The 11,300-nt window shown below is 66.9% G+C and carries 11 protein-coding genes; 4 read left to right on the top strand and 7 right to left on the bottom strand.

Annotated elements, in window-relative coordinates; genetic code table 11:
* The first annotated feature begins 32 nt into the window (after nucleotides 1-32).
* The 3 genes from DOM45_RS17410 to DOM45_RS17400 all read left to right on the top strand — a co-directional run bounded on the left by DOM45_RS17410 (nucleotide 33) and on the right by DOM45_RS17400 (nucleotide 2,245).
* Complete coding sequence (locus DOM45_RS17410; RefSeq protein WP_110602573.1) at nucleotides 33-1,064, top strand: aminoglycoside phosphotransferase family protein; 1,032 nt, start codon at nucleotides 33-35, stop codon at nucleotides 1,062-1,064.
* Nucleotides 1,061-1,729 carry an N-acetylmuramate alpha-1-phosphate uridylyltransferase MurU gene (gene murU / locus DOM45_RS17405; protein WP_110602571.1) on the top strand — a complete coding sequence of 223 codons (669 nt, stop codon included), beginning with the start codon at nucleotides 1,061-1,063 and terminating at the stop codon, nucleotides 1,727-1,729. The genes DOM45_RS17410 and murU overlap by 4 nt, the downstream gene beginning before the upstream one ends.
* Nucleotides 1,730-1,825: 96 nt before the next feature.
* Complete coding sequence (locus DOM45_RS17400) at nucleotides 1,826-2,245, top strand: OsmC family protein (protein ID WP_110602569.1); 420 nt, start codon at nucleotides 1,826-1,828, stop codon at nucleotides 2,243-2,245.
* A 107-nt stretch (nucleotides 2,246-2,352) separates the two neighbouring features.
* Here DOM45_RS17400 and coq7 read toward each other — a convergent pair whose 3' ends face one another.
* The 4 genes from coq7 to purD all read right to left on the bottom strand — a co-directional run bounded on the left by coq7 (nucleotide 2,353) and on the right by purD (nucleotide 5,748).
* Nucleotides 2,353-2,994: a 2-polyprenyl-3-methyl-6-methoxy-1,4-benzoquinone monooxygenase gene (coq7, locus tag DOM45_RS17395; protein ID WP_110602568.1), complete on the bottom strand. Its 642-nt coding sequence runs from the start codon at nucleotides 2,992-2,994 to the stop codon at nucleotides 2,353-2,355.
* Between the two features lie 43 nt (nucleotides 2,995-3,037).
* On the bottom strand, nucleotides 3,038-3,382 hold the full coding sequence (locus tag DOM45_RS17390) for a histidine triad nucleotide-binding protein (protein WP_110602566.1): 345 nt from the start codon (nucleotides 3,380-3,382) through the stop codon (nucleotides 3,038-3,040).
* 44 nt (nucleotides 3,383-3,426) lie between these two features.
* Nucleotides 3,427-4,299, bottom strand: a complete 873-nt coding sequence (locus DOM45_RS17385; RefSeq protein WP_110602564.1) for a phosphoribulokinase — start codon at nucleotides 4,297-4,299, stop codon at nucleotides 3,427-3,429.
* A gap of 153 nt (nucleotides 4,300-4,452) precedes the next feature.
* Nucleotides 4,453-5,748 carry a phosphoribosylamine--glycine ligase gene (purD, locus tag DOM45_RS17380; RefSeq protein ID WP_110602562.1) on the bottom strand — a complete coding sequence of 432 codons (1,296 nt, stop codon included), beginning with the start codon at nucleotides 5,746-5,748 and terminating at the stop codon, nucleotides 4,453-4,455.
* A 149-nt stretch (nucleotides 5,749-5,897) separates the two neighbouring features.
* Here purD and DOM45_RS17375 point away from each other — a divergent pair, with 149 nt between their 5' ends.
* On the top strand, nucleotides 5,898-6,608 hold the full coding sequence (locus tag DOM45_RS17375) for a 16S rRNA (uracil(1498)-N(3))-methyltransferase (protein WP_110602560.1): 711 nt from the start codon (nucleotides 5,898-5,900) through the stop codon (nucleotides 6,606-6,608).
* A 63-nt stretch (nucleotides 6,609-6,671) separates the two neighbouring features.
* On the opposite strand, the gene DOM45_RS17370 is transcribed toward DOM45_RS17375, so the two are convergent.
* The 3 genes from DOM45_RS17370 to DOM45_RS17360 all read right to left on the bottom strand — a co-directional run bounded on the left by DOM45_RS17370 (nucleotide 6,672) and on the right by DOM45_RS17360 (nucleotide 10,978).
* On the bottom strand, nucleotides 6,672-7,124 hold the full coding sequence (locus DOM45_RS17370; protein ID WP_110602558.1) for a hypothetical protein: 453 nt from the start codon (nucleotides 7,122-7,124) through the stop codon (nucleotides 6,672-6,674).
* Nucleotides 7,121-9,385: a flagellar biosynthesis GTPase FlhF gene (gene flhF / locus DOM45_RS17365; protein WP_110602557.1), complete on the bottom strand. Its 2,265-nt coding sequence runs from the start codon at nucleotides 9,383-9,385 to the stop codon at nucleotides 7,121-7,123. Before flhF ends, DOM45_RS17370 begins: the two co-directional genes overlap by 4 nt.
* Nucleotides 9,386-9,616: 231 nt before the next feature.
* Nucleotides 9,617-10,978: a lytic murein transglycosylase gene (locus tag DOM45_RS17360; protein WP_240612446.1), complete on the bottom strand. Its 1,362-nt coding sequence runs from the start codon at nucleotides 10,976-10,978 to the stop codon at nucleotides 9,617-9,619.
* Nucleotides 10,979-11,300 lie beyond the last annotated feature (322 nt).

The raw sequence follows: 11,300 nt of genomic DNA, 5'->3' as shown, positions 1-11,300 counted from the left end.
GCCACGCTCTCTCATTATCAGCGGAAGCCTGCATGACCCTGCGCCTGGATGCTCTTCGCCACTGGATCGCCGCCCAGCATCACCTGTCACCGGAGGCCTGCCGGCTGGAAACGGTGGCTGGCGACGCCAGCCTTCGTGGCTACTGTCGCGTCACCTTCCCGGACGGTGCGACACGGATCGTCATGGATGCGCCGCCGGCGCTGGAGGACAGCCGACCATTCGTGACCATCGGCCGCGAATGGCGCGAGGCCGGCCTGCCGGTACCTCGACTGCACGCCGTCGACCTGGAGTCGGGATTCATCGAGCTCGACGACCTCGGCAACGACAGCCTTCACCACCACTTCGAGACCGAGTCCGGCGCACGCCAGGGGACATCGCAGGCACTGGCGCTGCTCGACGAGATCGAACGACTCGCGCCGGTCGCCCCGCTGCCCCACTACACCGCCGACTTCCTCGAGGAGGAGATGGACCGCTTCCCCGACTGGGGCCTGACCCGCTGGCTCGAGATCGAGACACCACCGCAGTGGCCCGAGGTCAAGCGCCACCTGCTCGCCCATATCGCCAGGCTCCCCACCGTCGCCGTACACCGCGACTTCGACGCCATGAACCTGATGATCCATCGGGAGCGGCTCTGGATCATCGACTTTCAGGGCGCGCTGGCCGGACCTCTTGGCTACGATCTGATCTCCCTGCTGCGAGGCCGCTATCACCACTGGTCACGCCAGGAGATGGACCTCTGGATCGAGGATTTTCGCCAGCGCTGTCTCGCCGCGGGGCGGATCGACGCCGATCTGGACGCCGAGACGTTCCGGGCCGGTGTCGAGGCGATCGGCGCCCAGCGTCAGCTCAAGATTCTGGGCCAATTCTGTCGCCTCTTTCTGCGCGACGGCAAACCCCGCTATCTCGACTGGCTGCCCCATTTCCACGGGCATCTCGACGAGGGGCTGGCGGCACTGCCCGCCCTCGGCGATTTCCACCGCTGGCTGCGCGAAAGCTACCGCCCGGCAATGGAAGCACGCCTGGCCGAGCACCACGCCAACCTCGGCCGGGGTGCCTCGTCATGAAAGCGATGATTCTCGCCGCCGGCCTCGGCACCCGCATGCGGCCGCTCACAGACCACTGTCCCAAGCCGCTGCTGACGGTCGCCGGCAAACCGCTGATCGTGCATCACCTCGAGCGGCTGGCAACGGCAGGCATCCACGACATCGTGATCAACGTCAGCTATCGCGGCCAGCAGATCATCGACGCCCTCGGCGACGGCGAGCGCTACGGCGTCTCGCTTCGATTCAGCGTCGAACGGACGCCGCTGGAAACCGCGGGCGGATTGCGTCAGGCGCTGCCGCTACTGGGCGAAGCGCCGTTCCTCCTGCTCAACGGCGACGTCTGGACGGATTTTCCACTCGCGCGCCTCACGCTCGCCAATGACGACCTCGCCTCGCTGGTGATGGTGGATACGACCGACTTCCACCGGCGGGGCGACTTCCATCTCGACGCCCAGGGCCGGCTGCATGTCGATGGCGAGCCGCGATTGATCTATGCCGGTCTCGGTGTCGTGCGCCCCGAGCTGGTCGCCGACCTGCCGGCTGGAGCGGCCATCAAGCTGGCACCACTGCTGATCGACGCGATGCAGGCGGGCCGCGTCGGTGGCTGGCACCACCGCGGCGACTGGGTCGATGTCGGCACGCCGCAGCGCCTGGCCGAGCTGGAAGCACGACTCACGCAGGGGTGAAGAACCCGGACACCACCAGCACTTGCCGGGAGTGTTATCCTGCCGCCATCGACAACCGAACGATTCAACGACGAATCCCAGTAAGGAATCCTTGCCATGAAAGCCACAGTCAAATGGACCGACGGCCGCCAGTTCGTCACCGAATCCGGCAGCGGCCATAGCGTCGTCATCGACGGCAACCCGGATCACGGTGGCCGCAACACCGGGCCGAGGCCCATGGAAATGGTGCTGATGGGTCTGGGCGGCTGCACCTCGTTCGACGTGATCCAGATCCTCGAGAAGGCCCGCGCCGAGGTCACCGATTGCGTCGCCACGCTGGAAGCCGAGCGCTTCGACGGCACCCCCAGCGTCTTCACCAAGATCCACGTCCACTTCGTCGTCACCGGCAAGGGATTGAAGGACGCCGTGGTCAAGCGCGCCGTCGACCTTTCCGCCGAGAAATACTGCAGCGCGTCACTAATGCTGAGCAAAGGCGGAGTGGAGATCACCCACGACTACGAGATCGTCGAGGCCTGAGCCGCCAGCCGCGACAACCCGTCTGCGCCCGCGATTTGCCGTAAAGAAAAAAGCCAGCGACCTCTGTCGCTGGCTTTTTTTGTAGCCCGTAGCCCGCAGCCCGTAGCTCAGATCCGATAGACGCTCTTGGTCATCACCTTCGACATCAGCCGCATGCCCCACTTCACCGGTAGCGGGAAACGACTGCCGCCGGACTCCAGCGCCCAGCGTTCGTGCTGCGCCTCGTCGATGCGCATCTGCTCGAGCACCGCCCGCGAGCGCTTGTCATCGATCGGCAGCTTGCGCAGATGGGCCTCGAGATGCCGCCCCACCTGCTCTTCCGTGGCGGCGACGAATCCGAGGCTGAGCCGGTCGCCGATCGCCCCGGCGACCGCGCCCAACCCGAACGAAGCCGCGTAGAACGCCGGATTGAGATAGCTGGTACGGCTGTCGAGCTCCCGCAGTCGCTGATCGCACCAGGCCAGATGATCGATCTCCTCCGCGGCGGCCTCTTCCATGCGCTCGCGGGTTTCGGTCAGCTTGGCCGTCAGCCCCTGGCCCTGGTAGAGCGCCTGGGCGCAGACCTCACCGGTGTGGTTGATCCGCATCAGCCCCGCCACGTGATGCCGCTGCTCGTCGTCGAGCGCACCAGCCGGCTGGACGTTGGCCGGCGACGGTCGGCTCGGCTGGGCCGCCCTGGGCACCAGCGTGCGCAGCACCGTATCGAACTGGTGGATCAGGTTGTCGGCGCGGGAAATCTTGCGAGTCATCGGAACCTCCTTGTTGATGCCACTCGGACGAGCAGACCGGTTGTCAGCCTGGCGGCCACTGCATGCGCCGCCCGCCCAGCAGGTGCATGTGGATATGATAGACCGATTGCCCGCCCGCCTCGTTGCAGTTCATCACCACGCGATAACCCTCCTCGGCGAACCCGAGCTCCTTGGCCAGCTTGGCGGCGGTGTACTGCAGCCGGCCGATCAGGGCCAGATCGCCCTCCTCGATGTCATTCAAGGTGGCGATGGGCTTCTTGGGGATGATCAGGATGTGCGTGGGTGCCTTCGGATCGATATCGTTGAAGGCGAGCACCTGGTCATCCTCGTAGACGATATCCGCCGGTATCTCGCGATCGATGATCTTGCTGAAGAGTGTCGGTTCCATGAGAGCTCCTGATGTCGGCGTAAAGGATAGGGCGGCGGCCGGGCTCAGCGGAAGCGACGCTGGGCCAGCAGTTGGCGCACCTGGGGGGCGAGGATCAGGTCCATCGCCAGCGACAGGCGCGCCCCCGGGACGACCAGCGTGTTGGGTCGGCTCATGAAGGCATCATGAATCATGGTGACCAGGTAGGGGAAGTCGACGGCCGCCGGATCCCGAAACCGGATGACCACGAACGATTCGCCATCGTTGGGCACGTCCTGCAGCTCGAAGGGATTCGAGGTATCGACCGTCGGTACGCGCTGGAAATTGATGTGCGTGCGCGACAGCTGGGGCTGGATGTAGCGCACGTAGTCGTGCATGCGCCCCAGGATGGTGTCGATGACCGCCTCCTGGGAGTAGCCACGCAGCTTGGTATCGCGATCGATCTTCTGCAGCCATTCGAGATTGATCGTCGGTGCCACCCCGATCAGCATGTCGACGTGCCTGGCGATATCGACCTCGTGGGTCACCAGGCCGCCATGCAGCCCCTCGTAGAGCATCAGGTCCGTGCCGCTGGGGATCGGCTGCCAGTCGGTGAAGGTCCCGACCTGCCAGCCCGCCTCGATCATGCGCTTGTCCTCGGCATGAATGTAGTGGCGATAGGTGCCCTTGCCGTTCTCGCCGTACTCCTGGAACAGCGCATCGAGACGGTCGAGCAGGTTGGCATTGACCGAGAAGTGGGACAGCTCCGCCTTGCGTTCCGGCTCGACCTGCAGGATCTGCGCCAGTTCCGCCCGCGAGTAGCGATGGAAGGCGTCACCGTCGATGAACGCGGCATGTACGTCCTCGCGAGCGAACATCCGCTCGAAAGTACGCTTGACCGTGGTGGTCCCCGCGCCGGAGGAACCTGTCACCGCAATGATCGGAAATTCACGCGACATGCAGAACCTCGTCATTCAGCACGCTCGACCGGCTAGCGCAGAGACCCGCCACAATGCCGCGGCGACTCGCGCGTTCGAGTCGCTCTCCGATCGTTGATCGATGCCTCACTTGCTGCATGGCGGATTTTCCTTGTTGCTAGAGCGGCCGGTTTTTCACGACGGCTGACGCTCTCGGGCGATGGCGCGATAAGCGATATCGCGCCGGTACTCGGCGCCGGGCCAGCGCACCACGTCGAGACCGGCGTAGGCCTGTGCCGCCGCGGCGCCGACCGTCTCGCCGAGAGCGGTAACACATAGCACGCGCCCACCGCTGGTGACGACGCGACCATCGTCGCTCATGCGGGTGCCGGCGTGGAAGACCTTGCAGCCGGCCGCGTCCGCCGCCTCGAGCCCGGTGATCTCGTCACCCTTGCGGTAGCTACCGGGATACCCCTCCGCCGCCAGCACCACGCCGACGGCGGCGCGCGAATCCCACTCGCACTCGACCTGATCGAGCTGGCGCGCGAGCGCCGCCTGGCACAGCGCCACCAGATCGCTTTTCAAGCGCATCAGGATCGGCTGGGTTTCCGGGTCGCCGAAGCGGCAGTTGTACTCGATCACCTTGGGGGCGCCTTCGGCGTCGATCATCAGCCCGGCATAGAGAAAACCGGTGTAGGGATGCCCCTCGCTGGCCATGCCACGGACGGTGGGCAGAATCACCTCGTCCATGATGCGTCGGTAGACGCTTTCGGTGACCACGGGGGCCGGCGAGTAGGCACCCATGCCGCCGGTGTTGGGGCCGGTGTCGCCATCGCCCGCCCGCTTGTGGTCCTGGCTGGTGGCCATCGGCAGCACGTGCTCGCCGTCGACCATGACGATGAAGCTCGCTTCCTCGCCGTCGAGAAACTCCTCGATCACGACCCGCGCCCCGGCGTCGCCAAAGGCGTTGTCTTCGAGCATGTCGCGAATCGCCGCTTCGGCTTCGGCTTCGGTCATCGCCACGACCACGCCCTTGCCCGCCGCCAGGCCATCGGCCTTGATCACGATCGGTGCGCCCATCTGCTCGAGATAGGCCAGGGCGGGCGTGACGTCGCTGAAGGTTTGATAGTCGGCGGAAGGGATCGCATGGCGCGCCAGGAAGTCCTTGGTGAACGCCTTGGAGCCCTCGAGCTGGGCGGCGCCCTCGCTCGGGCCGAAGATCGCCAGTCCGGCCGCCTGGAAAGCGTCGACGACGCCGGCGACGAGCGGGGCTTCCGGACCGACGATCGTCAACTCGACGGCATTGTCGCGGGCGAAGGCGATCAGCGCCTCGCTCTCCATGACGTCGATGGCCACGTTGGTCAGACCGGGCTCCCGCGCGGTGCCGGCATTCCCCGGCGCCACGAATACCGTCTCGACCTGCGGCGATTGCGCCACTTTCCATGCCAGCGCATGTTCGCGCCCGCCCCCGCCAATGATCAGAACCTTCATCGCTAGCCTTCTTCTGGAACTGTGACTGAATGCATGGGCGCATTATGTCAGAAAGGCCAGGCGCTCGCCGCTGTGTTCAGGCTCCCCGGCTTCAGGCAGAATGATCGCCCTGCCCGATCCTCCGTCACGATGCGCCGACCCGCTACCTCATGAACCTGATTCTGCTGCAGCCCGACGAGTGGCTGGACGACACTCACGCCACCGTCCGTGATCCGCGCCGCCTGCGTCACCTCGTCGACGTCCACCGCGCCACACCCGGCGACAGCCTGACCGTGGGCGCCCTGGATGGCCTGATGGGCCGCGGGGAACTGCTCGCGTTGAGCGACGGCGAAGCGCGATTCCGGGTCACCCTCGACCGCGAGCCACCGGCGCCGCTGCCGGTCCATCTGCTGCTGGCACTGCCTCGCCCGCGGATGCTGGCGAGGACGCTGGAGCACGTCTCGGCGCTCGGGGTGAAACGCGTGACCTTGATGCATACCCGGCGTGTCGAGAAGAGCTACTGGCAATCCCCCGAACTGAAGCCGGAGAAGATCCGCCAGCACTTGCTGCTCGGACTGGAACAGGCCCGCGATACCCGGCTGCCGGAGATCACGCTGGAGACCCGTTTCAGACCGTTCGTGGAAGATCGGCTGCCAGCCCTGCTCGAGGGCCGGCGTGGGCTGCTGGCGCACCCCGGACTGGCCCAGGCCTGCCCTCGCGCCATCACCGAGCCGACGCTGCTGGCGATCGGCCCGGAAGGCGGCTTCGTCGATTACGAGGTCGAAAGGTTTCTCGAGCTGGGCTTCGAGGGGATTCATCTGGGAGAGCGCATTCTGCGCGTGGAAACCGCCGTTACCGCGCTGCTCGCGCGACTCTTCTGAGGCGATGATCCTCCCCTTCGGATAGTCGTGCCCATGGCGCCACCGACTCGATGGCGAGCGGCATCAACCCGCCGATGCCCGGACCTTCGATGAAGATCGGCTCAGCCAGCTCGTGGGATCGCGAATCAGTTCGATACCGAGAAACCGGGCCGCGGTGACGCCGAGGTTATCGAGCAGGCGAGCGCTCTCTTCGTCCAGCGCCGGGAAGAAGGTGCCGCCACGAGAGTCGTGCAACCAGCACAGCACGGGTACCCGGGGGCGGCCGGCGGGAACCGCCAGCTTGAGCCGCCGATAGAGATCCGCCACGTCGAGCCGTGTCGTATCCACCCACAGCAACCATCCGACCGGAGAGATCCCCGCTTCGTGCTCTCCCAGCGCCAGCCAGGTTCTGCCTTCCGGGGCGGGCAGCGTGGCCAGTGCCCGCCCCAGCGCATCGTCCCCCGGCTCGCCCAATACCCGCAGGGGGACCGCAGCGGGGCTCAGCCGGGCGCGCAAGCCGGCCGCCTGGTCGCTCACGCCGCCACGGCCACATCGGCAGACGTGACCACTCCCGCCCGCGCCAGCGCGGCATGCGCGCTCAGCGTATCCATGAGCGCCTCCAGCAGCGCCTTGGGACGCCGTCCACAGCGACGCTGGGCAATCCCCGACAAGCTGGCCCGGACATCCATCGCCCAGGTCTGCTCCTCTTCGCTCAGCCGTAGCGCCAATGCTGCCAGCATCGCGGCCAGGTGCCAGCGCTGCTCGCTGTCGTGGGTCACCAGGCCGCGATCGACCAGAATCCGATCCGCCTGCCGCGTCATGCCGGGCAGGGCATCGCCGGCAAGTGCCGATGGCAGCCGCGAGGCGGCATCGAAGCCGGCTTGTGCCGTGCCGAGCCAGTAACGGCTCGCCAACCGGCGGCCGTCGTCACGGTCGCGGACTTCGCCATGCCAGGCCACGACCGGCAGCGCGTGAGGATCCTGGCGACGCTGGCTGAGGCTCGTCTCCAGTCGTGTCACATGAAGGTCCGCCGCGCGGCCCTGATGGCGCACCGGCCATTGGCCCACCTTCTCTCCGAGCGCCATCGCCTGGGATAACGACAGCCATTCGCCAGCGTGACGCAAGCGGCGGCTTCCCGTGACCGATGCCAGCCAGCCCTGCCCCTGGCTATCGAGTTCCTCGAGCTCGGCGACATTCGGCAGCTGCGCGAACAGATGCCAGCCGACGCCGAGCGGCCGCGCCCACTCCAGCTGACCGCGCTGGCCGGCCGGCAGCCGGTGGCGCGGCCAGGCCAGCGGCTGCGGCATGCCGTGATGATCCAGCGAGACCAGTGGCATCGCCCGGTCGCCACCGCTGACATTGCCACTCTTGGACCAGTACAGCGCATGGGCACGCCGGCTGGAGGCCACCAGCCGCTGCTGAGTCATGTCGTCCATGAGTCGCGCAAAATCGCCGGCGGCGGCCCCGACGCGATTGGCGCGATGCCAGACCTGTTCGAGCAACGCCATGCCCAGGTTGTGCTGCCTCAAGGTAGCGAGTGTCGTCTCCAGTGCCCCGCCCTGACGCAGCACACCGCGGGAGAGCGCCTGCTGGCGGGCCCGAGGCAGTGGCAGCGCCTCCGTTTCCCGAAGCTCGTCGAAGGGCGACTCGCCCGCCAGCGACAGCGCTTCGGCGAGCAGCGCATCGGCCTCCACCCGCTCGAGATCCTCCGGCACGCGTTGACCGCGGGAGACGTAACAGAGCTTGAGACGATGCCGCATGACCACATCGAGCACGCTGCCCAATCGCGCCGCCTCGTCGAGCTTGGTCAGGATGCAGCCCCACAGCGGCGCCCCGGCATCCAGCGACGCCTGCTGCCAGGCTTCGATGACCTGCGCCAGGGTATCGCCGTGGCTGGCGGCATTGAGCACGAGTACGCGCCTTGCCGGCGCGGGCCCCTCGGCCAGGCGAGAGATCTCCCCCACCAGCCGCTGGTCGCGCTGACTCATGCCGACGGTATCGATCACCGTCAGCTTTTTCCCTGCGCTGCGTGACAGCAGGGCGCGGCGCGGCTGCGTCAGTCTGGCGACCAGCTCCCCCAGGTCGCCATCCTCCTCGAGCGCATGGACCTCGGTTCCGAGTAGCCTGGCGTAGATTCGCAACTGCTCCGCGGCGCCGATACGGTAGCTGTCCGTGGTCACCAGGGCCACGTCCTTGGGTCCGTGGCGCATCACGTAGCGAGAGGCCAACTTGGCCGTGGTGGTGGTCTTGCCGACGCCGGTGGGGCCGACCAGCGCGAACACCCCGCCCTCGGCGAACAGCGCGTCCTCGTCCTCCAGCCATGCCAGCCGCGAGCGCAGCTGGCGCAGCAGCCAGGCTTCCACGAGGGGAGATTCAGGCGTCTCCTCGCGCAGCTCCTCCGGCGGGTCCTGGAGAATGTCATCGGCCAGCGATGCGCTGAACCCCGCCTGCACCAGGCGTCGGCGCAACGAGGCCGTGAGCGATGGAGAATCGGTCCGCGGGGATGAGGCGTTGTCGCGCAGCAGCGCGCGCACGTCATCCAGCAACCGGCGGTTGAGCGCCTCGAGCGTCTCCACCGTGGGCGTGGCGGCAGGCTCCGGCACGGCGGTCGCCGCGGGACTCACCTGCGGCTCGAGACCGGCCAGCGCCTGCTCATGGGCCTGCTCCGGCATGGCGATGATCTCGACACCCCCCTCGACCGCACGGTTGGAGAGGATCAGCACCTGATCCCCCAGTGCCGACCTCACCTGACGCATGGCCTCGCGGCTGTTACTGGCTATGAAACGTTGGACGCCCATGACTTCCTCGATGGTTCGGGGCAGTCCGCCAGAAGTCGCCGACCGCCACTGAAGATTCGCGGTCACAGTCTGCCAGCCACCGGACACCGGGCATGGCCGGGAATGGCGGTCAAATCGGTGCCAATTCCGAGGCTGGGCGATATCGAGATGACGCGCGAGCGCGATCCACCGGGGATGGCCGCGAGCGAGCGCGCGACGCGGGAAGAGCCCCCGCCGCGCGCCTAGGCGGGGTCAGCCGCTGGTCAGGCGCTGGATCAGGGATTGCGTCGGATAGCCGTCGGGGACCACGCCGATGCTGCGCTGGTAGGCCCGCAGGCCGGCGCGGGTGTTGGGACCGACCAGACCATCCGGCGTGCCTACATCGAAGCCGTGGGCGTTGAGCCCCTGCTGCATGCGACGGATGCGATCACGCGAGAGCGCCGGTTCGTCCCGCGGCCATTCACCCTGGATCCCCGGGCGTCCGGCCAGCCGGTCCGACAGCGTGGCGACGGCCAGCGCGTAGCTGGTCGAGGCGTTGTAGCGCATGATCACGCGAAAGTTGGGCCCGACCAGAAATGCCGGCCCCTGGGCGCCCGCCGGAGCGATCACCGAAGCCTGATCGAAGTTCGGCAGCGGCTGGCCGTCGAGGCGCTTCACCCCCTGGGCCTGCCATGCCTGACTCGGGTGACGCACCGACAGCTCGGTCTGGGAGTAGTCGAAGCCGTCCGGCAACGTGACCTCGACGCCCCAGGGTTGCCCGCGCTGCCAACCGGATGCATCGAGGTAGTTGGCCGTCGACGCCATCACGTCAGGAATGCTGCCCCAGATATCCCGACGGCCATCACCGTCCTCGTCGACCGCATAGGCCAGGAAGCTGCTCGGGATGAACTGGGTATGTCCCATCGCCCCCGCCCAGGAGCCTCGCATGTGATCCCGGTCGATATCGCCATTCTGCAGTATCTTGAGGGCCGCCATCAGCTCGCCCTGCGCAAACGACTGACGTCGTCCGTCGAAACCCAGCGTCGAGAGCGCATCGATGGTCTCGAAGTCGCCGAAGTTGCTGCCGTAGTTGCTCTCGATCCCCCAGATGGCAACGATGATTTCCCCGGGAACGCCGTATTGCCGGTTGACCTCATCCACCGTGGCCCGGTTGGCGGCAAGGCGCTCACGACCATTGGAGACGCGCGACGCCGAGACGGCGCTGTCGAGATAGCTCCAGATCTGGCGGGTGAACTCGGGCTGGGAACGGTCGTACTCGAGAATGCGGGGCTGGTAACTGGCCCGATCGAACGCTTCGGCCAGCGTCGCCTGATCGATCCCCTCGGCGGCCGCCCGCTGCCGGAACTGGTCGACCCAGGCGTCGAATCCGGCCGGATCCTGCACGACCCCGGCATCCGTGGCGGCGGCACCGGAACCGTTGTCGGTCTCCTCGGTCGCCGCCCGGGAGTCGGACGGGCTCGATGTCGTCTTCTGGGGAGCGCTGGAGGCGATCGTTTCGCTGGCGCGACCTTTCGACGCAGTATGGGTATCGGCGACGCTCTGACACCCCAGCAGCGCCAGCGAGAGGCAGAGCGAGAGTGCGGCGGGAGCCTTGACCGGTAGTGAACGCTTCACGGAGACATATCCTTATGCTGAAGTGGTTCCAGGAGACGCTGGACGCCGATGCGGTGGCGCTGGCGGATTGCACCGCAGTGTAGCGTATCCCGTCGCCCGGGGAAGTGACCTGCAGCCGATGACAACGTGCCCTGCGCGAGGGCCGGAAAGCGGCGCCGGCCCCCGACGTTTCGCGCCTTCGTCGAAGCCAGATTGGAGGCTCCAGGTTACCCGCGCCGGGGCAGCCACCATCCATCGCCCCCTATGGCTAGGTGTATATCGGCGTGGTAAAGTCGGACCAACGCCACCATTTGGTTTCCATAATTTACTAATATTTTCAATA

Origin of the sequence: Salinicola lusitanus (genome assembly GCF_003206045.1) — a bacterium.
Classification (GTDB): domain Bacteria; phylum Pseudomonadota; class Gammaproteobacteria; order Pseudomonadales; family Halomonadaceae; genus Salinicola; species Salinicola lusitanus.
This window is presented reverse-complemented; position numbering and strand designations above follow the sequence as displayed.

What these genes read in the sequence shown, in the direction of transcription:
- DOM45_RS17385 (WP_110602564.1), bottom strand. Translation starts at nt 4,299, where the DNA reads ATGTCGCGTGAATTTCCGATCATTGCGGTGACAGGTTCCTCCGGCGCG.
- flhF (WP_110602557.1), bottom strand. Translation starts at nt 9,385, where the DNA reads ATGGGCGTCCAACGTTTCATAGCCAGTAACAGCCGCGAGGCCATGCGT.
- DOM45_RS17400 (WP_110602569.1), top strand. Translation starts at nt 1,826, where the DNA reads ATGAAAGCCACAGTCAAATGGACCGACGGCCGCCAGTTCGTCACCGAA.
- murU (WP_110602571.1), top strand. Translation starts at nt 1,061, where the DNA reads ATGAAAGCGATGATTCTCGCCGCCGGCCTCGGCACCCGCATGCGGCCG.
- coq7 (WP_110602568.1), bottom strand. Translation starts at nt 2,994, where the DNA reads ATGACTCGCAAGATTTCCCGCGCCGACAACCTGATCCACCAGTTCGAT.
- DOM45_RS17375 (WP_110602560.1), top strand. Translation starts at nt 5,898, where the DNA reads ATGAACCTGATTCTGCTGCAGCCCGACGAGTGGCTGGACGACACTCAC.
- DOM45_RS17410 (WP_110602573.1), top strand. Translation starts at nt 33, where the DNA reads ATGACCCTGCGCCTGGATGCTCTTCGCCACTGGATCGCCGCCCAGCAT.
- purD (WP_110602562.1), bottom strand. Translation starts at nt 5,748, where the DNA reads ATGAAGGTTCTGATCATTGGCGGGGGCGGGCGCGAACATGCGCTGGCA.
- DOM45_RS17390 (WP_110602566.1), bottom strand. Translation starts at nt 3,382, where the DNA reads ATGGAACCGACACTCTTCAGCAAGATCATCGATCGCGAGATACCGGCG.